Source organism: Leptospira abararensis (assembly GCF_016918735.1).
In the GTDB taxonomy this organism is placed as follows: domain Bacteria; phylum Spirochaetota; class Leptospiria; order Leptospirales; family Leptospiraceae; genus Leptospira_A; species Leptospira_A abararensis.
Map to the genome: position 1 here is coordinate 46,415 of NZ_JAFFPR010000047.1, position 25,714 is coordinate 72,128.

At 40.2% G+C, this 25,714-nt stretch carries 17 protein-coding genes; 7 read left to right on the top strand and 10 right to left on the bottom strand.

Annotation, left to right across the window (positions count from 1 at the left end; all coding sequences use genetic code 11):
- The first annotated feature begins 18 nt into the window (after window positions 1-18).
- Entirely contained in the window at window positions 19-5,910 is a 5,892-nt protein-coding gene (locus tag JWG40_RS12820) for a TIGR04388 family protein (RefSeq protein ID WP_205286189.1), read from the top strand.
- Window positions 5,900-6,535 (top strand): hypothetical protein, encoded by a 636-nt coding sequence (locus JWG40_RS12825; protein ID WP_205286190.1) that lies wholly within the window; start codon window positions 5,900-5,902, stop codon window positions 6,533-6,535. Before JWG40_RS12820 ends, JWG40_RS12825 begins: the two co-directional genes overlap by 11 nt.
- Before the next feature lie 18 nt (window positions 6,536-6,553).
- Here JWG40_RS12825 and JWG40_RS12830 read toward each other — a convergent pair whose 3' ends face one another.
- The 4 genes from JWG40_RS12830 to JWG40_RS12845 form a co-directional block, all read right to left on the bottom strand.
- A complete protein-coding gene (locus JWG40_RS12830) occupies window positions 6,554-7,774 on the bottom strand; it encodes an IS110 family RNA-guided transposase (RefSeq protein WP_205286191.1) in 1,221 nt (406 codons plus the stop codon).
- Window positions 7,775-8,253: 479 nt separating this feature from the next.
- A complete protein-coding gene (locus tag JWG40_RS12835; protein WP_205286192.1) occupies window positions 8,254-10,110 on the bottom strand; it encodes an adenylate/guanylate cyclase domain-containing protein in 1,857 nt (618 codons plus the stop codon).
- Window positions 10,107-12,083 carry a glycoside hydrolase family 5 protein gene (locus JWG40_RS12840; protein WP_205286193.1) on the bottom strand — a complete coding sequence of 659 codons (1,977 nt, stop codon included), beginning with the start codon at window positions 12,081-12,083 and terminating at the stop codon, window positions 10,107-10,109. Before JWG40_RS12840 ends, JWG40_RS12835 begins: the two co-directional genes overlap by 4 nt.
- Window positions 12,084-12,087: 4 nt before the next feature.
- The gene (locus JWG40_RS12845; protein WP_205286194.1) at window positions 12,088-13,407 is read right to left on the bottom strand and encodes an O-antigen ligase family protein; all 1,320 of its coding nucleotides are present in this window, start codon (window positions 13,405-13,407) and stop codon (window positions 12,088-12,090) included.
- Window positions 13,408-13,456: 49 nt separating this feature from the next.
- On the opposite strand from JWG40_RS12845, the gene JWG40_RS12850 reads away from it, so the two are divergent.
- Window positions 13,457-14,746, top strand: coding sequence for a glycosyltransferase (locus JWG40_RS12850; protein ID WP_205286195.1), 1,290 nt, complete (start codon window positions 13,457-13,459; stop codon window positions 14,744-14,746).
- Window positions 14,743-15,378, top strand: coding sequence for a hypothetical protein (locus tag JWG40_RS12855; RefSeq protein ID WP_205286196.1), 636 nt, complete (start codon window positions 14,743-14,745; stop codon window positions 15,376-15,378). Before JWG40_RS12850 ends, JWG40_RS12855 begins: the two co-directional genes overlap by 4 nt.
- Here JWG40_RS12855 and JWG40_RS12860 read toward each other — a convergent pair.
- Genes JWG40_RS12860 through JWG40_RS12870 form a run of 3 tightly spaced genes read right to left on the bottom strand, consistent with a single transcriptional unit; the run spans window position 15,338 to window position 18,161 of the window.
- Entirely contained in the window at window positions 15,338-16,447 is a 1,110-nt protein-coding gene (locus JWG40_RS12860) for a hypothetical protein (RefSeq protein ID WP_205286197.1), read from the bottom strand. The two genes, JWG40_RS12855 and JWG40_RS12860, sit on opposite strands and share 41 nt — an antisense overlap.
- A gap of 47 nt (window positions 16,448-16,494) precedes the next feature.
- Window positions 16,495-17,553 carry a glycosyltransferase family 9 protein gene (locus JWG40_RS12865; protein WP_332470722.1) on the bottom strand — a complete coding sequence of 353 codons (1,059 nt, stop codon included), beginning with the start codon at window positions 17,551-17,553 and terminating at the stop codon, window positions 16,495-16,497.
- The gene (locus tag JWG40_RS12870) at window positions 17,550-18,161 is read right to left on the bottom strand and encodes a DUF4254 domain-containing protein (protein WP_205286198.1); all 612 of its coding nucleotides are present in this window, start codon (window positions 18,159-18,161) and stop codon (window positions 17,550-17,552) included. The genes JWG40_RS12865 and JWG40_RS12870 overlap by 4 nt, the downstream gene beginning before the upstream one ends.
- 104 nt (window positions 18,162-18,265) lie before the next feature.
- On the opposite strand from JWG40_RS12870, the gene JWG40_RS12875 reads away from it, so the two are divergent.
- Entirely contained in the window at window positions 18,266-19,069 is an 804-nt protein-coding gene (locus JWG40_RS12875) for an NRDE family protein (protein ID WP_205286199.1), read from the top strand.
- Here JWG40_RS12875 and glyA read toward each other — a convergent pair.
- The 3 genes from glyA to JWG40_RS12890 are packed head-to-tail and all read right to left on the bottom strand — an operon-like array spanning window position 19,066 to window position 22,003.
- On the bottom strand, window positions 19,066-20,316 hold the full coding sequence (glyA, locus tag JWG40_RS12880; RefSeq protein ID WP_205286200.1) for a serine hydroxymethyltransferase: 1,251 nt from the start codon (window positions 20,314-20,316) through the stop codon (window positions 19,066-19,068). The two genes, JWG40_RS12875 and glyA, sit on opposite strands and share 4 nt — an antisense overlap.
- The gene (locus tag JWG40_RS12885; protein ID WP_205286201.1) at window positions 20,313-21,182 is read right to left on the bottom strand and encodes a lipoate--protein ligase family protein; all 870 of its coding nucleotides are present in this window, start codon (window positions 21,180-21,182) and stop codon (window positions 20,313-20,315) included. The genes glyA and JWG40_RS12885 overlap by 4 nt, the downstream gene beginning before the upstream one ends.
- On the bottom strand, window positions 21,179-22,003 hold the full coding sequence (locus JWG40_RS12890) for a rhomboid family intramembrane serine protease (protein ID WP_205286262.1): 825 nt from the start codon (window positions 22,001-22,003) through the stop codon (window positions 21,179-21,181). Before JWG40_RS12890 ends, JWG40_RS12885 begins: the two co-directional genes overlap by 4 nt.
- Before the next feature lie 58 nt (window positions 22,004-22,061).
- Here JWG40_RS12890 and JWG40_RS12895 point away from each other — a divergent pair, with 58 nt between their 5' ends.
- Both JWG40_RS12895 and JWG40_RS12900 read left to right on the top strand, forming a co-directional pair.
- The gene (locus tag JWG40_RS12895) at window positions 22,062-23,015 is read left to right on the top strand and encodes an MBL fold metallo-hydrolase (protein WP_205286263.1); all 954 of its coding nucleotides are present in this window, start codon (window positions 22,062-22,064) and stop codon (window positions 23,013-23,015) included.
- A 4-nt stretch (window positions 23,016-23,019) separates the two neighbouring features.
- A complete protein-coding gene (locus JWG40_RS12900; protein ID WP_205286202.1) occupies window positions 23,020-25,437 on the top strand; it encodes a penicillin-binding protein 1A in 2,418 nt (805 codons plus the stop codon).
- Window positions 25,438-25,714 lie beyond the last annotated feature (277 nt).

The window sequence follows — 25,714 nt, forward strand, 5'->3', positions numbered from 1 at the left end:
AGAGAACTGAGGTTCTCTATGTTTCTAAAACCATCGGTTCGTCCTCTTGCCATTATTTCTTTGGTTGCTCTGTTGTTTGCTTATGCTATTTATGGGCAGTCTTTTTCTGAAACTTGGGATGTCCCTTCTTATCAATCTTCCAACTATTCTGAGTTTTACGGGAATGTTTATTTTTCAAATTCGATGGAAGAATGGGATTCGCGCGTAGAACAAGTTTTGTATCATTCTATCGATCATTGGATAGAAAATGCCGATCGTTTAGTAGAACAAATGTTATCGGAAGAAACTGGGCAAGATGCTTTTGTTTCGAACGAAGGTTATCTGGATGAAAGGAGGCGCTCACTTTTATCTGAAGTCTCTGTTTTGTATTCCGCTTGGGAGAGAGATTTAATAGAAGATTATTTTGAGAATCGCAGTGCATTTCTAACAAAATTAGAAACTGGCAAAGTTGACGCCTTATATTTCCATAGGATTGGCCAGGAATCTTTATACGAAGAGTATACGGCAGAAGAATTAAGCCTCGCAGAGAATCGAAATCAAATTTTAGAATCAGCAAGAGAATGGGAGTTTCAATGGGAACAGACAAGACAAGATGGGCTAGATTCCTTTGCCAATTCTTTCTCGAAACTCCAAGCTGATTACGAAGCTTATATTCATTCTCTGCAAGAAACAGAGGATCAATTTTCGAGAAATTTACATGCGATTAATTCCTATAAAGATACCATCAAAGTAGCTTTGTCTGAAATTGTATCACAGTTGAAATTTGGTTTGGACTCTTCCTGTTCGCTTTCTTCTGGATGCCACTATAAGAATTTTGACGGAACATATAATGAGGCCGGTAAATTATTTTCGAAATTCATCGCTGACCTGTCCGACCAGTTAAATCACTCAAACATTGATCCAGATTCTATTCTGACTATGATATCAACTAAAATGAAAGATTTTTTGTCAGATGAATCTAACAAAGCTTTTTCGGAATACACAGTATATAATAATCAGGTTTATACTTACCAAACGGGTTTTCAAATCAATTTGGATCAGTCGAAGGCAACATTTGATTTGTCAAATGCAGAATGGAAACTAAGAAATCAAACCTACCATGAGTTATCAGCAGATCTTAAATATGAAAATTGGTTGGCTGGTGGCTTTGGAGAAATCGGAGTTTTTTCAAATATTTATGATCCGGAGATGAAAGGAATTTTCCAATCAATTCATCATGGGGATTACGGAAGACTAGTTTCTATCATTAATAATCGGTTAGGTGATGGTAGGCATGTTCATTCTTTAGTATCTGCAAATTTATATACGGACGCTTTCCATTTCATAAATAATTTGAAAATTGGAGATCTATATGTCCCCTTTGATCAGGCATTTCATACAAACGGAAATTTACTGTTAGACGGTCATTCGAAATATGGTTATTGGACGGCAGATCGGTATGCTTCAATTTTTTCTTCTGGCAGAGTTAATTTTCAGATGGGGGCCATAGGTTATTCTATCCTATACGAAATGTATGATGAAAATTCTTCTCAAACAGCCTTGTATTGGAAAGAAAATTCCTCTCAATTAAGTGGCCAATATACTCACTTCCAAAACACTTTATTGCCAGCAGTTTCTCATTGGGAATCTAAGGTAAAAGATTATTCGGATACCTATGAACATTGGAAGGAGAATAGAGAGGAGCTTGTGGCAAAAGCAACTTCTAAATTAGAATCGAGTCGGCAGGAATTAGAGCGTTCGAAAGAACAATGGTTGCAGCGCATCGAAGAGGAAAAACAAAATGGATGGAAATCTTGGAAGGATTTGTATGAAGCAGGTGAAATAAACCATAAGAATACACCTTCAATTTCTGCATGGACACCGAACAAAGAGTCCGATTTTTTTGGAAAATCAGAAATCATGGAATTGCAATCTAAAGCAATTTTTCATGAATCAACGGACGGTATTCAAATTGGTGGGAACACTCTTTTTCAGGAATTCCAAAGAACGATCACTGGCGTTGGCCAATATGCTGCTCTAATCCAAGTAAATTCTGATTTAGAAGGACTGAAACAATTAGAACAAAAAAAAGTGATTAATCAAATGGCATACGGGATTAATACCGAATTGTTAGGCGAAAGGGAGTTAACAAAAGAGGAATTGATATTGCTTGGAAGTTATGATACTTCCGCGCTCTCACAAGAAGAAAGAGGTCGATTCGGTTCATGTTATGAAGACCCGAATGCAGAAATTTGTAAATCATTACTAAAAAAAGAATATGAAACGACTATTGATTCTAAAAACGGTGTGCTCACTTTAAAAAAAGAAATTCATAATGGATTAATTTCTGGAAAAAATCCAGAGGGAGAGTATAACGCCGGGAAAAGTATAGAAGTTCGGCACGTGCAATTAAGTTCTATCGGAAAAGTGCAGAGTCCTATTGGGAAAAGTTTTTTCACAGAATGGAGTGATGAGGATTGGGGTCTTCTTCATCAAGAGAAAACGGATGTTACACAAACCTTTTTTAATCATTCTCTCCAAAGGGATAAACAATTTATCTCTTCAAATATTAATTCTATCCAAGAGGCGAATCACCGAAATCGTGAATTGTTTCTTGCAAGAAAGGAATCTCAGGAGAATGCAGATTCTCTGGTTCAGGAATTGGCAGTCGCATATTTCACTGGCGGTGCTGCCGGTATGAGAGCGTCCTTGCAAGGAAAACTTGATTCAGCTATTAACAATGAGTTAGCGAGAGCTTGGATCACTGCGACTGGCGGCAGTGAGTCAGACATTCAAACAGCTTCGATGATGATTGACTTTATGCGCGGCAGGAGGAGCGCAAAGAAAATAAAATCGCGTGAGCAATATATTTCTATAGAAAACCCTTTGCAAGCTATTGAAAAAATATTAGCTAAAACAGCTTCAGCTACTTTGAAGGTTGCTGAAGTATTGACATTGGGCAATTCAACGGTAACTGTAAATTTAATACAAGCACCCGTTATGGCAATTACAAAGTTCGCAGTGGGTGAAAGGCAATATAACCAATTGAATGATCAAATTTCTGGTCCAGGTAAACGATTGGAAGAAATTCAAGCTAATGAACAATCATTAGTCCAAAATGGAATTTCTATGGCGCTTTCCCAGAGTACAGGTTTACCCGCTGATGCAATTTCTAAAATGTTAGGTGACAAATATGGCCAACTGAAGGCTAAAAAAGCAAACAAAACTATGGCGAAAAATCCCATTTATGATATGGGATCTCAGGTTATGGGTGCATTTGGCGGGATGGTAAAAACAGCTGTAGTTGCTTTGGGAATTCCAGAGGACGAAATACAATCCATCATGCAAGATACGAATAGGCTCATTAATGCAGGAAATATAAATCAGAACTCATCAACTAATTCTAGTTATGGCTATGCATTACAAGCCATGGGTATGCAAGCTGGTTGGACAAAACACCAAAGTGCTTATCTCAATCTTCGGGATTCAAAAGCAGTTGTGGAGGAACTTGGGAAAAAAGCACTTGCAAAAGAGCTAGCAAAGTCCATGGGAATGGATGAAAATGCAATCTCTCAAATCATAGATTCCACTTATTCTTCTTACAAAAAACAAAAAAGCGATAAAAAGGCTAGGTCGAATGCAGTGAGACAAACCGTTGTAAATGCCGTTTCCATTGCAATCACTATGGGAGCTAGTGGATTATTGACAGGAGCGAATTCCGCTTTGTCCGCAATAGGAAAAGCCGTTAGTAGCTTCACTAGCGGGTTACTGCCGGCGACAACGCAAGTAGGACAAGTTGTTGCTTCCACGTTTGTTCAAACCATCGCAGGGAGTCATGAAGGACCTAATGGAGCTATGGCAGGATTCGCCAATGGTGTATTAGGTGGACTTACCCAAGGTATGGGAAAAATCCAATCAGGATATTTAAAGGGTATGATACCAGGCATTGGTGTTTCTTATTCCAATGGAAATGGTTGGGGAGGTTCTATTGGTATTGGAAACACCATTAGCAATATGAGTATTAGTTTTTCTGAGAAAGGTAACACCTCTATACAAGCTTCGAAATCTCTCGGTGGCGGTGTTCAGTTAGCTACAGATTTGACAACCAATGGTGCTTTTAATGTAGGTCTCAATTACAATCCTACAGGAGAAGGCCCGAGAAAGGATTGGAATTATTCGATGATGTATGATCTGAACGGCGGGGGATTTAGTGGAAGTATTGGATATACAGATCCAAATTCGAAGCTTGGTTTAACAACTTCTATTGATCGAAGTGGAGTATCCACCTCATCGGAGTTACAAGGTATAACTTTAGGAACAAATTCAAAAAATGGCTTTGAAATGCAAGAAATGAATTTTGCCGAACAAAACATTAATGCCGCTCAGGACGGAAGTGAAGTGGGTGAAGGGGGATCATTAGCTGCGACGGGAAATGATTCCGATAGTTTTTCTGATTTTGCCAATGCGGCCGGAGCCATGGGAGCATTGTTATTAGGCGGAGCTGGTTTGGGATTTGGCCTACGAAATCGATTGAGAGAAGGATTCACTGGAATTCCTCCCATTGGCTCTGATGGACAAATTGATATTCAATCGTCCTCTGAGAAAACTATCTTGGGAGCAATCACCAATCCATTAAAAGCTGGGTTATTTCGTATGGGAGAATCTGTTTCGAGTTTTGCCGATGGATTCACCATAGATAAAAATTCGGATCACAACCAAAAATCAAAAGCGGATTCCAAACCGCAAACGACTAGCGAGGAGATCAAAAAAATTGAATCCAGTGTAATTGATGATTTTACAAAAGATTCTCGTCTTGATACAGAAAAGAAGCTTTATGAACTAAGAAAGGCAGGTGTGGATACCACAGATATTGAAGCAAAAATTAAAAAACTCAATGGTGGGAAAGATATTCCAATCACCAAGGCTGTCGAAAAAGAACTAAAAGAATACATCCGTATGCGAGAAGCAAATTCGCAGTATCCATTCATTCCAGAAAAAACGGTTTACATCACTTCCGCAAATGCTTTGGCGGGTATTAACCTAAAACATGACCCTAAGAAAGAATCAAATGCCGCCTATTTGAAACGATTGGGGGACGAAATCTGCGAAGCTTCAAAAAATGTAGACCTTTCAACCAAGGAATTAGTCACCAAACATGCCGTAAACGTAGCCAAACTTTTAGGGGAATCTCTGAAAGGGAAAATTTCTTACAAGCAAAATAAAATAATCGATGGCAAAGAAGTGGTATCTGCAGTAAATCCGGTAGATGCGGATGGATTTCGAGCTGTGGATGGACTGGACTGCATTCGGTTTCTTGGTGCCATTTTGAATGCTTCTGGGATCACAACTTCAGGAAGTTTTGCAAATTTAAACACAGATGTATTCCAGTCGCCTGAAGAAATGAAAAATATGAATTTAGAATATACCAATAGAAATGCTCATAAAAATGGGGTGGAATTTTTCCGCCAATCGTCAAGTTTTATGAATTTAGTTTCGGATCGGATCACAACAAGTGAAGATTTAGTAAAACACAAAGCTAATTTCAAACCTAAAGAGTTGAGTGTAGGGCTTATTGGAATCACAAGGGCAGATCAAAATTTGCCGAATAGCACCGTATCTGCTGTAAAATCAGATCATGTATATATGATCACTGATAAAAGGTTCAATAAGGAACTCGGGATTTTTGAGTATCAGATTGCGGAATCGAGAGGTGGGAAGGGGATAACAAATCCTTGGATTAGATCCGAAACGAATAAAGATCTGATTGAAAAGATCAAAAAGGGTTTTGAAAAGAAAACAATGTCAAAGAAAGCGATAGATGAAAAGATAATGAAAATGTTGAACACTTCAGAAGAATCGACTTATTTGAATCGGTCTGAATTTTATGAATTGAAGCCGCAGATAAGGATCGAGGTAAAAAATGAAGTATAAAATATATTTGCTGATAGCACTAGTTGCATTTAATTTAGCTGCATGTAAAAAGCAGGAAGTGATTTTAAACAACGAAGATCCTTTCTATTTTGATTTAGACGAAGGTTGTCAACCTATACAACCAGAAAATCTGAACTGTATTACTAAAAAAGAGGATCTTCTATGTTCTAAGATAATGCAAAAAGCGAAATCCTCTGATGTTGACAAAATTTTTAAAAATACAAAATGGTCGAGTCCTGATCACGAAGAATCCATCCATTATAATATCGATAAACTAGGAATAGTGACCGTCCTAGAAGGAGGTCCATCTAGGACTGAAGATCAATTTGAAATCATAGGTCACGGCAGATTCTATAAAGAGAATGGTGGTTGGGTTTACAAACAATCCTGTCAGCCTGGTAAATGTGATGATATTTCATTTCCTATCGAATATTTAAGTTGTGATGCAAGTTTTCATCCAAGCGATAGCGAATACCATATGACTTTTACGATTGGCAATAGATATTATGATTTCCTAGATACTAATAAAAATGAAAAGCATCTCTCGTTGGCATACGATGGAACTGTAAAACCTCAAATTCGAAACGGATTTGAGTTATATCTCGTTCCTCCGCCTCCTAAATAAACCCCGCGCCAGGGCTTACTATGCAAAACCAGTCAAGAGATTTTTCTTCTTTTGGGTGGTCTCAAAAAAATCTGGTGAATAAGGGGTTTGGTGTTTCCACATAGAATAGATTATTTTTGCCCACTTGTTAGATAGAGAGCGAAGTGCTATGGAATTCTTTTTGCCTTTTGATCTCTGCTTGTCATAAAATTGACGGGCCCAATCGACTCTGGTAATTGAATTGAATGCCAACCAATACAAAGCATGGCGTAAATTTTTATTACATGCATACCGCATGGTGACTTTCCTCATAGTTTTTCCGCTTTGTTTTGTGACAGGTGATGTTCCTGCATACGATTGAAATGCCCGATAGTCAGTAAATTCCAATGTATCATTCGATAACTCGGATAATAAGACCCCTCCAATTGTAGTCCCAACAGCTGGAATGGAACTCAGGATATCGCTTCCTTCATAGTTCTTAAAATTTTTATCGATCGTACTTTTTGTTTTTTTTATTTGGGTATCGAGTAAATTGATTTGGTTAATCAACGATTCAGTGTATTGAATGCATTCATTTTGTATGGGAGAAATATAATCCGGAGATTCTTTACATAGTTTTTCAAACAGAGAAGTTTTTCTTTTATCGCTCCATTGGATGTCATTAGTTTCCTTTAAAAAATCCTCCAGGGTTAAAGTCTCTAATTTCTCAGGTGATTGGATGATCTTGAGTGCACTTAATACTGGTTTTGTAATATCTCTAAAACACCTTGAAAAATAAGGGAAATATGATTGTAGATTGTTTTTTAAACGATTCACTAACCGTGCACGATCTTTCTTTAGAATATCTAGGTTGCTGTTTAGCTTCATCAACCTGGAAGATTCTTCATTTCTAATTTTTTTATTCTGACAGGTGTTGATGTTTTTTAGAACATAGAGTGCAATCATTTTGGCATCATAACGATCATCCTTTTGTCCCGTTAACGAATAGATTTCTTTGAATCTATGTAACTTACGAGGATTCACTTCGTGAAGAGGAATTTGTTTTTTACGTAGATATCCAGCAAGAATATGCTCACAGCTTTCTATACCTGCAACGATTCGAAACTGATTCTGAAACCGATCTATAATTGAATCTAACTTTTTGAATCCATCTTTGGTGATTAAAATTTTATCTCCAAGTAACAGATTTCCATCTCCGTTGATGATGACTAGATCTACAAAATCTCTACTCCAGTCGATTCCGATGTATATGGTTTCCATACAATTTTCTCCTGAAAAAAAGTTGCCAAACCCTGTCATCCCATGAACCCTATTATGTAGTCTTCGTCATAAGACTAACTTACTATGAATGGTGATGGCAGGGTCAAGAACTCCAGGAGAATCAAAGCCCTAGCAAGTCCTCGTCGGGACAGATCTGCAGAATTCTTCCTGGAGTCCTGGCCATCATTGTTCTATCCTACGTTCTGTTTTTTAACAGGTTTATTTTTGTAGAATCTTCTCACATATAGGATTGGAGCGGAAATCCTTTCCCGTAGGGAAAGATTGAAGCGTAAAGCGCGGTCGCTTCCTCTTTGGATTTCCCTCCACCAAACCTTTGCGAGGCGCCCAAGTCGCTATACCAAATGATCCCTAACCTTGTCACATCTTATCCTGTTTCCCTCGATTGCGAAGTCAGGGATGGCCGTAGCTCGCCAGTCGGGACAGGATGTTCCGCTGGCAGGAGTGGGAAATAGAGAACTTCATACCTTCCAAACATAAACAAAATCGGTTCGGTCGGCCCAAGGGAGGGGAAATTCGGTTTTGTGGAGTTTGATGGATTCGGAGCGTAGGTATTCGCGGACGTCGCGGTCACGGAAGATAGTTTCGCTAAAGGAAACTTCTCCGGAGTTGGTTACAGATTGAATTTTTGCGGTATAGTTGACTGTGTTTCCAAAGTAATCAATGTTACTGTTCAGGTTTACGGCAAGGCAGTTGCCTGTATGGATGGAGATTCTAATTCTAACAGGTGTATGTTGGTTTTCGGGGTGAAACCATTCCTGCATTTCCTTAGCAGCTTTTAATGCGTGCAAGGGACTTGAAAAACTAGCCATCACCGCATCACCTATGGTTTTCACCACGACACCTCGAAAGTTTTGGATGATTTGGTTGGTTTTGATAAAGTGTTCTCGCACTTGCAAAAAGGCACCGTGATCTCCTTCGGTTTCATAGAATTTTGTGGAACCAACTATGTCCGTGAATAGGATGGTTTTGATCCCGATGTCTAGTTGTAAATTGGTGGCAATGGCTTCTTCGGAAAAAAGATCCCGAAATTCTTGGTAGTTAAAAATCTCAGAGGGCCTAAGGCTTGTTTGGTCTTCGCTTCTTTCTTCTAGGATGATGGTAACATCGGTATCGGATTCGTTTTCAAAAACTAAGTTTGGTTTTGGGGATACCTTGATTTCTTCTTCTTTGGTTTCTGGAAGCCACAAAATATCTGTTTGTGGGTAAATTGGTTTAATATCTACTAGACGGTATTTTTTATCACCTTTTTTTCGTAGGCGGAAAACTCCAGATCCAACCAGTAAGCTGGCAGAAAAGGATTTTCTAGCGGGGATGGTTTTTGTAAGTAGGATGTGCTGTTTGGTGGCAGGTTCTGCTGCACAATAAAATTGTTTTTCTATGATTCGGATACTTGGGTGGAGGTGAAAGGTAACTTCGATGGAGTTCACACCGGTGGTATCAAAATCAATTTCGCAAACCTCACATTCGTCTTTGGATGGTAAATCACTTAGGCGGGTGAGACTTGTTCGAACGCCACGGCAATGGGGGCAAACAATGTCCCAGCTGAGTGTAAAGATCCCCAAACGACAACCTTGCAAAAATAAAAATAAAACTTCATCGGGATCTAGGTTTAATTTTCGGCTAACTTCTTTTATGCGGATTCTGTCGAGTTCATTATCGGATGCAGTTTTGATCCATTGGAAAACCGAATCAACCGCATCTTTAGAAATACCTTTGTTTATTAAGTTTTGGGTTTCTTTATCTAACTTTTCTGGATGGATCCATTGGGCTTCTGGTACAAAAGAAAATTCTTTTCCAGGAACCAAGGTTGGTTTTGGTTTTTTGTGTTTGATTTCTTCAGCTATATCATTTAGGGCTTTGCGAAAGGAAATCTCTAATTTGGGCATTGCATACTGCAAAAGTTTACGCATAAAAAAATTTCTAGGAATCCATCCAAAATATATGTATACTTTGCTTCTTGATTCACCTAATGTTTCTAAGATGATCCTGCTGCGGACGTAGTGACCAAATCCTTTTTTGTAAATGCGTGCGTTCCCAATTTCTTTGAGATATTCCCACTCCCAAGGAACTTCTTCCCATTCTAATTGAAAACCAGCTTGTCTGGTTTTTCCTATCAGTTTTCCGTTTTGTTCCTGATAGTCGAATCTGGGCATACCAATCCTATGGTTGAGGGCGGAGGTATCGATCAAGTGGGGCCAAATTTCTTCCCGAGTCACAGGTAAGTCAAACTCCCATAAAGAATCCATGGGAGTTGCGAGTGTTTTCCAGCGATCTTCCCAGGGGTATTTCTGCAGTAAGGATTCTAAATCAATCATAATGGTTTTAGGATGAGGCTCGCTTTCCCCCCATTCCCTTTGACTGCAAGTTCCCCTTCCTTTTCCGAAATTTTTTCTGCATTGGAGAGTACAATTTGTACGCCATTCGGATATACAAACCGCGGGACTTTGATGATGCAAGGCTCTGTAATGGCAAGATCGGACAACCATTCAAAATGGAATTCACGGCTATCCAGGTTGTATTTCATTTTGATAGGAGTTCCTTGGGTAAAAGCAGCATAAGGCCGGCAAAACCCTTCGATGGCACGCCCCCCCCCTCCATACACATCGGGATCGGAACCTGGAATGATTTGGTCTTTGGAAAAAATGCTGAGGTCTTCTTGGTTCCAACCATCTCCCACCATTAAATCATTTTCGTTCGAAGCAGTGTAGTTCCAGAGAGTGTTGGAAAGGAATAAGTGGTCCATCGCATTGTACATCGCATCGAGGGCCATCACATGCCGTTTCCAAATTTTTGGAGAGCGGTTTCCTTTTTTCCATTCTTTGTATGCTTTTCCCCCTTGTAGGTCAAAGGGAATTCCAAACTCACCGATAAGGCTTGGAATTTTTCCTGGAACGGAGTCGGCAGTGTTTTTAATACGTGTGAGTTGACGCACATACATGGCTTCGATTCCAGACTTACCAAATACGGGCCGTTTGGTGAGAGTGTCTATAGCAATTGGATAGAGAAAGGTTTTGAATAGGAGGGTTAGGATATCATACCAATGGGCAGCATTCACTGCCAGCTTTGGCGCCTCTCCATTTAAGTGAGGGTGGGTGAATGCATCAGAGGCTTCCCTTTCAATAAAAACCATCCAATCCTTTCGAATGTTTTGGATGGTTTCGCCTACGGTTCGCATAAAAGGGATCAGGTAATCCGCATCAAAGTCTATGGTTTTTCCTTTTACGTTTTGAAAAAAATCATTTCGCTCTATAAAGGGGGTTCCGTCTTTTGTGATGGTATAAGCTCCTTCTAGTTGAAACGGATCACCTGGAGATTCAGCTAACCAAATGGATACTTTGTTTTTGTTGACGGTAACGGTTTTTGTAGGAACAAATCCTCCCTTCCATACTTTGAGAGTGAGGTAGGGTAAATCAACCGCATGTCCATGAGATGAAAATAAGGCATCGATCGGAGACCAACCAAGCCCTGGTTTGGCGGGATCTTCGTCAGTATTTGTGAGCCCACGATCGTTCATGGCTCGACCGATAAAGCCTTTGCCTGGTTCATTGAGAGAATCAAAACCCAAAACAAAATCAAAGTCTTTCACTCTTTCCGCAATTTGTTTCATACAACCTAGGTAGTGGCCTTGTAAATAATCTTGAACATTTTTTCCATCAATAAGAAAGTTCGGAGCAAAATCCTTTCCTCCAAAAAACAAAGTCCAAAGGATAGCATTTCCGGCATAACGATAGTTTTGTGACCAGCACATAAGTGGATAGTTTTCTTCCTGACGAATGCCTGGTCTTGTGTAGTCGTAAGTCCTTTGCATGACTATGGCTGCATCAGCTTCCGAAAGTTTGCGATAATCGATTCCTAGTTTTTCAAAAATCCAACCGGGGGCTCCGTCACCACCAGTCATCCGTGACCAAACGTCTTGGTGGAAATCAACAAAAACATAAAATCCGTATTCTCCAGCCAATCGAACGATTTCTGTAAAATAATCCAAATAGGCTTCGTCGTAGTCATTGGGGCCTTTGTGTTCGACAGCCTCCCAAGTGGTTAATAAACGTAATACGTTAAACCCCCATTGTTTGAGCCTTGTGAAATGGGTATCTGCTTCGGAAAGGGGGAAGGGTCTGCCGATAAAACTGACTTCTTTATGGTCTGAAAAATCGGTAGGGAATTGGGTTCCCCCATTCGGGTAAGGAACTTTGGTATCGCCCCCTAAGTTGATTCCGCGTAGGATTACTTTTCTTCCGCTAACATCTACAAACCATTCGCCTTGTGGGGAGAGTTTTTTTTGTGCCATTGATTTATCCTTCTTTCTTCAGTTCGGTTGTCTTTTTTTCTGATTCGGCGTAGAGATTGAGATACCCAAGTAAAAAGTAAAACACAATCAAAACTTCATCATCTTGAAAATAACATTGCAAAAGTCCGGAAAAGAAAAACCCAACCAATCCATAAGTCATAAATCGAATGTTTTTGGGAATGTTTCCGTTTAAAAGTGTATAAAGGATGGTCCCAAATAACAGAAGATAGAGAATTCCTTGTGGTCCACCAAATACGGCTGTTAAATGGAAGTAGTCATTGTGGGCATGACCACGTTGAGTCACTTCGTAAAAAAAACTAAGCTCTTTGTTTTCTTTTTCCCTTTCTTTTCTTGAGGTCTCGATTTCTTTTTGGTAGTTCCCAGATCCAATCCCAAAGATAGGATTTTTTTCGATAAGAGGGAAGGTGGAATCCCAAATAAAAGTCCTACCTGAATCTGTATGTTTTTCTCCACCAAACAAGGGATCAACTACCCGTTTGACAGCGGATGTTGTTTTGTAACCAGTAAAAACTAAGACAAAAAAAAGAAGGCTAAAGATCCCGATTCGTTTGAGCATTTTTTTGGAAATGTCTTTGTCGATAAATATGAGGATATAAATACCAAAGATTGTGCTTACCAAAGCTCCAAGAAGCGAAGACCTGGCGTTGTTGAACAAAAACACTACGGATACTAACAAAAGTAATATGGCATTCATGGAGATTTTGGAAAAAGAATCTTTTTTATACCAAGAATCATACAACCGAAAGACAAACCCAGGAAAGATAAAGGCAAGTAACCCACCAAAGGTCAAGTGGGTATTCATAAGTCCTATGGGAAGATAAATGTTGAGATTGGAGATTTTGCCATAATGGTGTTGGTAAGGCCAGGAGGCAGAAGTTTTATAAAGATCGGAAATCAAACGAGAGAGTCTTGTCATGGAAAAAATGGAGATAAAACCTGTGGTTACGATCACAAGAGCAAAAATAAAAAAAGTTTTATACAGATATTTTCTGTCTTCTGGTTTGATCCCTTGGACTGAGATAAAAGCAGTCACAAGAAAAATATCTTTCATTTCATCACGAAACGCGTGTTTAATGGACGTTGTATCGAAACCGGAGGCGGAGAAATGATACAAAACAGTTACAATTTGCCAAAGATAAAATAAGAAGAGAATTTTGACCAAGGGACTTGAAAGTTTTGGTTTTTCCGGAAGTAGGAGAAAAAAAACAAAAGAAAGGAGTAAGAAAAGTTGGCTAAGAGAAACAGAAAGGGCACAGGAAATGATGGACAAGGCAAGAAAGAAGCGATAGATTCGGTAAAACATAACTTTGGATGAGACTAATGCTTTTCTCCAATTTGTAAAGAGGTAACAGTTGCGAGTCTTATATTTTTCCGATACTTTTTTGCCAAAAACCGACGGAGTCGCTGTTTCGATTAAGAATTTTTCTGAACTTTTGGCTTTGCGTGGGCACGAGTTTTGTATTTGTGCTCCCAAATACGGTGATGGGGATTTTGATCGGATGACGGACAACATCCAAGTTGTACGATTTCGCTCGGGATACCTACCGAGTTACCCCGATATCAAAGTAGTTTTGCCTTCTCCGGGGAAAATCAAACGGATCATTGAAGACTTCAAACCCGACCTCATCCACATCCATACCCCGGGGCTTCTGGGTCTTTACGCGGTAAACGCAGCCGAAAGGTTTGGGGTTCCCACCATAGGAACCTACCATACACTAATGGCAGAACAGGAAATGTATGTTTCTTTTTATCGGTTGTTCAAACTGGATAAACTATTTTTTAAAGCCAATAAGTTTAAGAAAAAACTGAATATCGATGAGTTAGATAAAATTGTGAAATTTGATAACTTCAATATTCGTAAAAAAATCATCTTAAAAATTTGTAATGATATATATAACCGTTGTGATGTGGTTATCTCACCAAGTCACCTCATCAAAGAACAACTCATCGAATATGGAATCACTCGTCCTATCACAGTAGTTTCCAATGGAATGGATTTAAAACGGTTCCAGGGCACTCCCAAAACCTATACTGGTGGGGACGCACCGAAGTTTTTACATGTGGGTCGAATCTCGTATGAAAAAAATTGTGATGTGATACTCAATGCTTTTAAAACCATCCATGAACACTACCCCAAGGCAACACTTGTCATCATTGGAGAAGGCCCGGCCATTCCTTCCTTACAAAGACAAGCGGAACATTTGGGAATCCAAACTGCGGTTAGTTTTAAAGGCTTTATCCCCAATGCTGTGTTACACGAAGAGTATCCGAAGTATGATGTATTTTTGACTGCCTCTACCATGGAGACACAGGGCCTTGTTGTTTTGGAAGCAATTGCCTGCGGACTTCCAGCTGTGGGAGTGGATTCTTTTGCTTTGCCTGAACTCATTCGTCATGGTGAAAACGGATACATTGCGAAACCTTTTGATTCTAAAGGAATCGCGCAAGGTGCCTTAGAAATCATTCGTAACCCAGAAGAGTATGCTAAGTTTTCCAAAAATTCCATTCAAATCGCTTCAGGTCATGAAATGGAAAAATGTGTCGATGCGATGGAAGAAGTATATTCTAAAGTCATTGAAGCTATGAAGGGAAAAGTTAAAAAATCCAATATCTTTGATTTGTTTTTTGATTTTATGCAATGACAGGTTTAGTCAGTGTTGAATTGCGCTCCGTAATTTCGGGCTGCGCTATTCTATTAACTTTTTATGCATACATTCCTTACATTCAGGGGATTCGTTTAGGAAACATTCGGCCTCATGTCTTTTCTTGGATTATCTGGGGAGCAACCACCTTTATCGTGTTCTTTGCACAAGTGGCTGGCAATGGAGGTATCGGAAGTATTCCCATCGGTGTTTCTGGGATCATCACTATCCTTGTGGCCGTTTTTGCTTATCGCAAACGTGGTGATATAAATATCACAAAATCGGATTGGTTTTTCTTTGGGTTAGCGCTTTCGAGTTTGCCATTTTGGTTTTATTTTTCCCATCCACTCGCTGCCGTGATTGTTTTGTCTATCGCCGATATTTTGGGATTCATTCCCACCTTTCGAAAAGGATATCTTCTTCCCAACTCTGAACCCATTGGATTTTATCTGATCTTTTTGTTTCGTAATTTCCTTGCGATCATTGCTTTAGCGGAATGGAATCCAACAACTTTATTATTTCCTGCGTCTGCTGGAATTGCTTGCCTTGTTTTTGTGATGATGGTAAAGATTCGAAAGTCGAATTTAGAAACTAATCTTTATCAGGAGCTGGATAAAAAACCACAGACTTAAGGATTCGGCCTTCTTCTGTATCTTCATAAACAATCTCTGCCTGTTTGGTGCGAGCAGGCAAATAAAGTTGGATCGCTTCTACAATTTCGTATGCACTTAAGGTATAATCCAAAGCTTTGATCGCAAGTTCAACACCTAGAAACCTTTCCCGAGTCACTGTTTTGGTATCTGTTTTTTTAGTTATGATCAGCCATTTGTAAAGTCTTGCCGACCTGTTGGTGTCCAAAAGATTTCCAATATCCAGTTTCATTTGAGGGAGGATGGCAGGTGTTTGGTTGAAACGAATTTCAATTCCTCTTGCATTTGCCTCACTTAGCCTTAGGGAAAGTTGTTTATCAAACAAATCATCATCAATGTATTCAATGCGATCACAGGTGGAATACACTGTGTTACAGAGATTCCCATAATTTTTATGAAAGAAAAATACCTGTAACACTTTTCCGGTTGTGGGATGGTAGAGTACCTTGGCATTGTAATTCCCCATCCTACCGAATTTGAGTGCCGAACGAATTCGTTTGTATAAATTATAACTGAGCCCAAAAAGATCTTTAACGATAGGAACATCCGTAAAGCTAATGCCTCTTGTGGCGATATAAAATGGTTCTAAGCTGACATGACCGTCCCTTTTGGCAATTTCGCGTAAGTATTCTGTGATATCATCCATTCGCGATTCATTGAGAGAAAGAGGGGAATCTAAATAATCAATGACCACTTTCCCACCGTTTTTTCCCAGTTCTTCCCAAACCTCAGACAAATACTTTCCGTCCTCTGAGTAAGGAATTTTTTTACAATACAACTCTTGGCATTTGATTTGTTCTTCGTAATCAGCTTTGTTAGGAGAAGGAAGAATGACTGGTTGAAACTCGGAAGAAAACTCTTCTGCCTGAATTTGTGATGGAACTGAAAAAAGAGAAAGAAAAATAGAAAGTGTAAGGGATAGAAAAAAACCTCTTTTGGGGATGGTTCTATATAATCGGGAATGGATCACCATAGAAAAGTGAAACGAGATTGGTTTGGATTTATAGGTCTTAGAAGAAACAGATGAAATTTTTTCCCTTCGGAATGACATATAATTCTCCTTTCTTTCTAATGGCTGACGTTCCGATGATTAGCGCATCACCAAAGTGTATTTACATTTTGGATGAGGCGGATTCGACGAACAACGTCTAGTGGGTCAATGAGTTCCATACAAGCATGGTCCCCTCGCCAACATTTTGTATTTCCGTAAATGGAACAAGGTCTACAAGGTAAATCCACCTGTAAAACTCCCGAATCTTCTTGTGCAAAGGGGCCAAATCCAGAAAGAGGATGGGTCGTTCCATAAATTCCAATCACGGGTTTTTTGAGTAGTGCAGCGATGTGAACGTTCGAACTATCCATTCCAATCATCACATCTAAGCGATCCATAATCCCAAGTTCTCCGCGGATTCCTAAATTCCCACCTTGCACAATATGAGCTCGTTTTTGATCATTACGAAGGATTTCTAATTCTTTCGCTTCGTCTTTTCCGCCAAACAGGAATACGTTGCAGTCTGGAAATTCATCGAGCAAAACTTCCACCAGGCGTTTGCATTTTTCAAAACTCCATTCTTTTAGAGCATGTCCTGCAAAAGGTGCAAATCCAAACCATTGGCCTTCTTTTTTATCAATCCCTACGGATTTAAGAAAGTCCTTGGCATACATTTTAGATTCCCCATCGACATTGAGCCAGGGGCCTTTGCGAATGGGTGCATCAAAGCCTGCTTTGCGAAATACATTTAAATAACGTTCCACTGTGTGCGGGAGTTGGTTTAGTTTTTTATTATAACGTCGTGTTTGTGCTAGTTTTTCGCGACGGCCTTTGATGATTTTGGAGTAAGCGACTCCTTGACTACGAAATAAAAAGGCAATGAAACGAGAACGAACAGAGCCATGTAAATCAATTACATGGCCGAATGGACCAAGTTTGGCGATATCACGATACATCCGCCAAAGACCTAAAATTCCTTTGTATTTTTTTAGATTCATTCCTAATACATTGAGATTAGGAATATTGTAGAAAAATGGTGCGAAGTTTCCTCTAGTAACAACTGTCAGCTGAATATTGGAATATTTAGCTGCTATGGCAATGAGAGCGGGTGTCATTAATGCCACATCCCCCATCGCCGAAAATCGTAGTACTAAAAGGTTTGTCATTTTTGATTTTTATACAAAGACGGATTTAGATTCTGGTCGTTGTACATCTTCATTTGACGATAAACTTTCACTCGTTTTGTTCCCTCGGAATAGTCGAGAAAAAGTTCATCCAAACATTTTTTCAAATCTTCTCTTTGGTCTAGGAGAATATCTAGTTTTGCTTGGCATTTAGCGATATGTTCTTTGGAAGCGGAAGAGTCTTTTCTTGCAACTTGTTCTTCCATATGGTAAATTTTGAGTTCTAAGATACTCATACGATCGAGTAACCAAGCGGGCGATTCAGAATTCAACCGCGCATTCGGTTTTGCTGTGACGGAGCGGAACATTTCGATCACAAAGTCGTCGAGTTTTTCCACCATATCGGTTCTGTCTTGGTTCAGTTTGTCGATCTTTCGTTTGAGGGCCACGACATCTTCCAAGGCAATGTCTGGTCTACGGATTTCATCTTCAATATGCCACTGGATGGTATCAATGTGGTTTTTTTGGTAGAGGGTGGACTCCAAACTTCCTTCAGGATAAGGATTTGGATGAGGGGCTTCTTTTTTATGCCAATCCAGAACGGATTCCTGGAAAATAGAGACGGCTTTTATGGCTTCCAATGCTTTCATATCGTAATGCAATTCATGATTTAATATGGTTTTTGGCGTTCAATCCAAATATTTCCCAGGTTTTTCGCTTTCTTTTGCCATCTCGTTCCGGCATTTGAATTCTCATGTGCTTAGTTGTGATCGCCTACAGGGTCCATCCCGAATTTCCTCTTGTTGTCGTATCCAACAGGGATGAGTTTTTTGAAAGACCCACGGAACCTCTCCACCGATGGGAAGTCAGTCCCAAGATCATCGGAGGTAAGGACTTAAAAGCTGGGGGAACATGGCTTGGTGTGAGTTCTCTTGGCAAGTTGGCCTTTCTCACCAATGTGCGAAATCTAAAGAAACCGCCGCATCCAAAACCGAAATCACGCGGTGGTCTTGTTTTGGATTTTTTAAATTCATCCAAGGATTTGAATTCAGACAAATACCGAGAGGAAGTTCTAAGAACGGCTCAGGACTATGAAGGTTTTAATTTATTTGTCTTTGATGGAGAGGTGGCGAGTTTTGTGGGTGGGGATCCTTTAGAGTCTGAGATTTTAGAACCTGGGTTTTATGCAGTTAGTAATGCGAATTGGAAAACAGCTTGGCCCAAAACAGAAAAATTGAAATCAAGCGTCAAACAAGCATTTGATGCCATAACAAAAGATTCCCGTTGGATCTCCACTGTATCAAAAGAATTCTTTCGGTTTTTGGCTGATTCTGAATTGGTGAAAGAGGATTCACTCCTTCCAGATACAGGGCTTGGTATGGAGAAAGAAAGGTATTTGTCTTCGATCCGAATTCGTGTTCCTGGTTACGGAACCCGAGCCTCGACTTTGGTATTTTATGGAAAAGAATCGGTGGAGGTAGTGGAGCGCACTTTCTCCGATCCGCTTTCGAATGAATTTACGGAACGGAGAGAGGTTTTGGAGTTTAACGAAACTTAGTCTTCCAATCGGAATTGTTTCATCGGGAAAGCGGAAGTGATTTCTTTCACCGCTTGTTTCACTTTGGATTCCCAAGTGGCATCACCAAAATGATCCAGGTAATCGCAGATTAAATTTCCAACCGCTTCGATTTCTTTTTCTTTTAATCCACGTGTGGTAAGAGCCGGTGTTCCCAATCGAATTCCTGATGCTACCGCCGGTGGATTTTTATCAAAAGGAATCGCGTTTTTATTTACGGTCACTCCAATATGATCGAGTCCATCCGCTGCATCTTTTCCTGTGAGTCCTTTGACAGACACATCTAAAAGAACGATATGGTTGTCCGTTCCACCAGATACCACTCGGAATCCACGTTTTTGGAATACTTCCGAAAGAACTTTTGCATTTTTCACCACTTGTTGGATATAAGTTTTGAAATCAGGTCTTAGGGCTTCACCGAATGCTACTGCTTTTGCAGCAATCACATGCATGAGTGGGCCACCTTGGATTCCAGGGAATACTCGAGAATTCAAAATCTTTTCGTGTTCAGAAGAGGAAAGGATGAGTCCTCCTCTTGGCCCACGTAATGTTTTGTGAGTCGTTGTCGTAACAAAATCACAAACACCAATCGGAGTTGGGTGTTCGCCCGCAACCACCAAACCAGAGATATGTGCAATGTCGGCCATTATTTTGGCACCTATTCCATTCGCAATCTCTCTGAATTTATTAAAATCAATGGTTCTCGGATAAGCGGAAGCACCGACTACAATGAGTTTTGGTTTGTGTTCTTTGGCAAGTTTTGCCACTTCATCGTAATTGATAGTTTCTGTTTTTTCATCTACCCCATAAGGGATGGGTTTGAAATATTTTCCGCTGATATTAACCGCGCTACCATGGGTTAGGTGGCCCCCATGCGCCAAATTCATTCCAAGAAAACTATCTCCTGGTTCGAGAGTCGCAAGAAAAACCGCCATATTCGCCTGAGCCCCGCTATGCGGTTGAACGTTTGCGTATTCAGCCCCAAACATTTTTTTGGCACGTTCGATGGCGAGTTCTTCTACTTTGTCTGCATTTTCGCAACCATTATAGTAACGTTTTCCAGGGTACCCTTCGGCATATTTATTGGTGAGAGTGGAATGGTAGGCTTCCAACACCGGGCGCGAAACAAAGTTCTCACTCGCAATCATTTCGAGGGAATGTTCTTGGCGTTCGTCTTCTTTTTTTAATGCAGCGTAAACTTCAGGATCTTGTTTTTCTAAATAACTCATGTGGGAATTTCTCTGTGGAGTGTATAGTCTGGATTTTGGTATTTCTTCTTACGAATAGATTCAGATTCCTGGAGGACGAGTTTCCGAAAAGTAGAAAAGTCTGGGCCAAAGAAGGAAATTTTTGAAAAATCTTCGGGGACCTTTTCACCTAAATAGGAAAAAACTTCAGAAACCAGATCTTTTGCCCAAAGATCTTCGGAGAAAAAATCAGGCAGGGAAGTGAGAAAGTCTCTATGGGTTCTTTCTTTGCGGTAGTCAGGTTCTTCTGGCGGATGGTGGAGGACTTCTGCCACTCGATCAATTAAAGTTTCTTCCAAGATTAAAGTACCGTGTTGCACAATACAGTTGCGTTTTCGAAACTGTGCATTGCCGGAAATTTTTTTAAAAATTCCATTTTTTTCTAAAACCAAATCGGACTTACCTTTGGGAGAACAATGGATGTTTTGTTTTTCTAAGGATTTGGCTACAATGCCGAGTAAAATATCATAGGAATCTTTGACAGGAAAGAGTTCTTTTCTTTCGTTTAAATTTACATAGATAGAGTAGTTTATATTGCCTGTAAGAGAATGGAATACTGTCCCTCCCCCGGATGCCCGTCTTGCAATATAACAAAAATTAGGTTTTGGCTTTTTTTGGAATCCTTTGGTGCGGGCTTCTGTTTCGTATCTATTTACGACTTCTTCTTTGATATTGCGAAAAGGGTTTTCTGAAAGGCCTAAAATGATGGAATCAGGATTTTTCCAAAGCCTAACTCCAGCAGTGAGATTTTGCGAAACTAACTGAAGAGACAATGTTTCTTCAATCGCCAAATTATAGTAAGGTGATCTCGGAGGAATTTGTGGAAAATAAAATACTTTGGAATTCACTCGTTGAAGTATTTTTGCGAAGCTTCGTTTAGGAATTTTCGTTCACTGCGGGAAAGGGACTCCATTCCATTTTTGGAAATTTTTTCCAAAAGTTCATCCACTTTCGTTTTTGCATTTTCTCTTTTGGCCATTTCCTCTTGGTAACGTTTAAACCTACGTTTTTGTAAATACCGTGATAAGGACCATGTGGGAACCGAAGCCTTTGTGTTTTTCCAACCAGTATAGACTTTCATGAAAAAGAAACCACCAATGGCTCCCCCCAAGTGGGCAAAATGGGCCACTTTTTCCCCTTGGGCAAAAAGAACCATAAGCATCACAATCATCACAAAGTATTTGGCTCGCATAGGAAAGATGAGGAAAACTAAAAGTTCGCGGTTGGGCCAAGTCATCGCATAAGCAACGAGAAGTCCATAGATACTGGCACTGGCACCAACCACTAAGCCTTGCGGAATGCCAAAAAAATGGGCAGCAATGGTACATACCCCACCAAGAAATGCTGTAAAAAGATAGAATTTTAAAAAAGCACGTTCTCCCCAAATTTCTGCCAGTTCTGAACCAAACATCCAAAGGCTCAGCATATTAAAAAGAATATGGAGGAAACTTCCATGAAGAAAAGCGTAACTGAGGAGTTGCCAAACCCAACCATGGAAAACTAGTTCCGGGGTGAGGCCGAAATAGAGTTCCATCAGGGGGGAATGAAAAGCCAGTTTTGTTGCCATCTGCAAAAGAAAGAGAATTGCATTGATAATCATAAGAGTGCGTACAACGGGAACCATGGGGGGTCCAAATCGGAGTTCATATCCTGGGTAACGAGAGGCCATAAATTCAAGGTCGCAAATCTTGAGTGACAAGGAAAGTCGATTTCCTAGCATCGAGGAAGTGATTGTGCAACTCTACGGAGTCCGCGGCTCCATAGCGAGTCCCCTCCGAAACCAAGACTACCGCAAAAAAATTATCGATATTCTGGACCTCTACAGGCAAAGAGGGGTTCAGATTTCGGCAGAAGAATTTTGGCAAGACCTCCCATACCATCTAAAATTTGTCACAGGATCAGACACAACTTGCGTTTCCGTCACAGACGACGAAGGCGAAGTCTATATTTTGGACATGGGAACGGGCCTCAGGAATTTAGGGGACGAACTTGTCTCGGAATATCTCTCTACTAAGTTAAAAAGGACAGTTTCTTTCTTTATCACTCACACCCACTGGGACCATATCCAAGGCCTTCCTTTTTTTAAACCCATTTATTTTCCCGACTTCTACCTTAATTTTTATTCTCCTTATTCGGATTTAGAATCTAGGCTCCAAAAACAACAAGAACCAGAATACTTTCCGGTTCCTTTGGATGGAACGGGATCGGGGAAGGACTTTAAACTTTTTTTTCCTGGAGATGTGTTGGAATTTGCCTCTGGATTGAAGGTAGAGTGTTACCCACTAAAACATCCGGGCGGGTCTTTTGCTTACAAATTTACAAACAGGGCCGGAAAAATTTTTATTTTTGCCACAGATGCTGAGTTTACAGGAGGGGACATGGACCTAATCCATGAATGCCATCCTTTCTTTGCTGAGGCGGATTTACTCATACTCGACACCCAATACACGTTAGATGAATCTTTTTCCAAGTTTGATTGGGGACATACGGCGTATACTATGTCTGTGAACTGCGCCACTTCATGGAAAGTGAAGAACTTAGTTCTCACTCATCACGAACCAAGTTATTCCGATGAAAAAATTTACGAAATTTATAATGATGCCAAACTCCACAAAGAGCAGTTAGGCGAAAAGAAACTAAAAATTCATTTAGCAAGGGAAGGATTGCGATTCCACCTATAATACTATGAACAAAGAAAAAACACTTCGAATCACTATTACTACTTTCTTTAGCATTGCTCTCTTTGGGGGATTCTTTTTTGGATACATCCTCTCTGAGGTAAATAAAGGAAAAGAGTTACAAAAGTTGGCTTCATACCAACCCACAACTCCTACAAAACTTTATGATTCGAATGGGGTTTTATTTGCAGAGCTCTATCGCCATAAACAAGAACTTTTAAAATACAGCGACATTCCTCCTCATGTCATCCATGCCTTCCTTTCTGTGGAAGATGATAACTTTTTTAACCATTTTGGTATCGATTTTTTAGCCATTGTTCGGGCCGCGATTAAAAACGTGTTCGCTGGACGGATTGTCCAAGGTGGGTCCACTCTCACCCAGCAGTTAGCAAAAACCATCTTACAACAAAGGAAAAAAACTTTTGGTCGTAAGTTTTTAGAGGCACTCCTGACCTTACAAATTGAACAAGAGTATACCAAAGAAGAAATTTTAGAAATTTATTTTAACTTAATTTATTTAGGTCACGGGACCACAGGGCTTTCTTCAGCAGCCAATGTTTACTTCCAAAAAGATGTAAGAGATTTAAGTATTGCAGAAGCAGCTATGCTAGCAAGGCTTCCCAAAGCTCCCGTTACCTATTCCCCGTTTAAAAACCCGAAAGAAGCAAAACAAGCACAGTTGGTTGTTTTGGGCCTGATGGCAAAAAATGGATTCATCCCGAAAGACCAAGTGCAAAAAATCCATGATGATTTTTGGGATCGGTATTGGCCTGTTGTCATCACACAATCTCCTTCTCGTTCCACTTGGGGAGCAAAACTCAACCGAGCACCATATTTTACGGAATGGGTACGCCAAATTTTAGAGAAGGAACTTGGGGAAGAAGCGTTGTATACGGGTGGTTTACGTGTGTATACAACCATCGATGTTAGAAAACAAGAGATCGCAGAAGAAGAACTTAGGAAAGGCCTAATCGAACAAGATAAATATGCCTTCGGAGCAAACTTTCGTTATGTGGGTCGTGCAGACCGTGGCCTAGTTTCTTTATATAATTTATTTGGATCCATTTTTCCTGTGGGTGTTCCTTACGTAACAAGTTTGGATGATAGACAAGTATTTCGTCTTCATTTAGAAAAAGAAATGGCACCAGCTTTGGAACTTCTGACTGACTTCACTCCTTCGGAAAACGAAAGTTCGGCAGTCAAAGAATTCCAAAGATCTTCCCTTGTGTTTTCTTCGAACTTACACGTAGAAGGTGCCATTGTCACAATCGACCACCAAACGGGTTATATCCAGACAATGGTGGGTGGTTCTCGGTTTTCTCCCAAAAATCAGTTCAACCGAGCCATGCAAGCAAGACGCCAAACTGGATCTGCTTTCAAACCCTTTGTTTACGCAGCAGCCATCCAAAATAGAGCCGTGGGATCTGGAACGGGAATTATGGATGCTCCTCTCACAACAATCACCGAAGAAGGGGAAGGGTATTCTCCGCAAGACATCTCGGGTGATTTTAGGGGGATGGTTCCTCTTTCTCGTGCCCTATCTTTATCTTTAAATATTGTTTCTGTCCAAGTGCTAATGAGAACGGGAACCGATGCTGTCATTGATTTTGCATCTAAGGTAACCAAAACGAATAAAGCTCGCTTTCCCACTGGTCCCGCTTTGGCCCTTGGTGTGGCGGAACTTACCCCTTATGAAATGGCACTTGGTTATTCGATTCTTGCAAACAAAGGAAAGGATGTGATTCCTTTTAGTGTTCGTTATGTGCTAAATCAAAGTGGAACTGTTGTTTATAATAAAGAAAAAGAAGTCCAGGAAACTCTTGCCGAAGAAGCAAAAAATGGTTCCATTCAAATCATTCCCGAGGCTACAGCTTATATCATAAAACAAATGTTAATTGGTGTTGCCATGGGTGGAACTCCGACCCAAGCACTTCGTGCTGCTGACAAAGGAAACTACAAAGGAGAGTCCGGCGGAAAAACTGGATCCACTTCTTCCTATACCAATGTTTGGTATGCTGGGTTTGACCCGAAATACACATCGATTGTTTGGATGGGATTTGATAAGTCTTCATTGTCTCTTGGAAAAGGAGTTACGGCGGCGGGAGTGGCCGCACCGATTTGGGGAAAAATCTACTCACGCTGGTACAACGAAGGTCCATATCCAGTATTCTATCCGAATGGCAAATCGGAAGAAATTCCTGCTGATGTCGTGAAGGGAGCTACTTGTGCATTCAATGGACTTTCACCAGGACCGAATTGTCCTTTGGTAGGAAATTTGTTTCTAAAGCCGATTACCATTGCGGGTCGCACATTGTCTGTCCCAGGAGGGAGACAATGTGATGGAGACCGTGACCATTACCGTTCCATGGATTTGACTGACTTTCTCCAAAGAGAATTAGAAATCTCAGATGAGGAATTGAAATAAGTTATTAGTTTTAACAAACAGCATTTCTTCTCTCCAACCAAAAGGGGAGGAGAGATTCCTGTTTCTAACTTAACTCTAAATCAGATTCCCCTCTCCTCCTTTTTGCAAACTGCCTATCCACTCCGCTCTCTAAAAAAACATTTCTCCTCTTTTCCTTCGAAACGAACGGTCCTATCCCTTTTTTAGGCAATTTATTTCTAATTCACCATTCTGCGTAAAAATTAAGCATTTTGGGCCGCCTTTCGCTCTTTGGATTTCCCTATTTGCCTTTCTTTTG

What these genes read in the sequence shown, in the direction of transcription:
- JWG40_RS12820 (WP_205286189.1), top strand. Translation starts at nt 19, where the DNA reads ATGTTTCTAAAACCATCGGTTCGTCCTCTTGCCATTATTTCTTTGGTT.
- JWG40_RS12825 (WP_205286190.1), top strand. Translation starts at nt 5,900, where the DNA reads ATGAAGTATAAAATATATTTGCTGATAGCACTAGTTGCATTTAATTTA.
- JWG40_RS12830 (WP_205286191.1), bottom strand. Translation starts at nt 7,774, where the DNA reads ATGGAAACCATATACATCGGAATCGACTGGAGTAGAGATTTTGTAGAT.
- JWG40_RS12835 (WP_205286192.1), bottom strand. Translation starts at nt 10,110, where the DNA reads ATGATTGATTTAGAATCCTTACTGCAGAAATACCCCTGGGAAGATCGC.
- JWG40_RS12840 (WP_205286193.1), bottom strand. Translation starts at nt 12,083, where the DNA reads ATGGCACAAAAAAAACTCTCCCCACAAGGCGAATGGTTTGTAGATGTT.
- JWG40_RS12845 (WP_205286194.1), bottom strand. Translation starts at nt 13,407, where the DNA reads ATGTTTTACCGAATCTATCGCTTCTTTCTTGCCTTGTCCATCATTTCC.
- JWG40_RS12855 (WP_205286196.1), top strand. Translation starts at nt 14,743, where the DNA reads ATGACAGGTTTAGTCAGTGTTGAATTGCGCTCCGTAATTTCGGGCTGC.
- JWG40_RS12860 (WP_205286197.1), bottom strand. Translation starts at nt 16,447, where the DNA reads ATGTCATTCCGAAGGGAAAAAATTTCATCTGTTTCTTCTAAGACCTAT.
- JWG40_RS12865 (WP_332470722.1), bottom strand. Translation starts at nt 17,553, where the DNA reads ATGACAAACCTTTTAGTACTACGATTTTCGGCGATGGGGGATGTGGCA.
- JWG40_RS12870 (WP_205286198.1), bottom strand. Translation starts at nt 18,161, where the DNA reads ATGAAAGCATTGGAAGCCATAAAAGCCGTCTCTATTTTCCAGGAATCC.
- JWG40_RS12875 (WP_205286199.1), top strand. Translation starts at nt 18,266, where the DNA reads ATGTGCTTAGTTGTGATCGCCTACAGGGTCCATCCCGAATTTCCTCTT.
- glyA (WP_205286200.1), bottom strand. Translation starts at nt 20,316, where the DNA reads ATGAGTTATTTAGAAAAACAAGATCCTGAAGTTTACGCTGCATTAAAA.
- JWG40_RS12890 (WP_205286262.1), bottom strand. Translation starts at nt 22,003, where the DNA reads ATGGCCTCTCGTTACCCAGGATATGAACTCCGATTTGGACCCCCCATG.
- JWG40_RS12900 (WP_205286202.1), top strand. Translation starts at nt 23,020, where the DNA reads ATGAACAAAGAAAAAACACTTCGAATCACTATTACTACTTTCTTTAGC.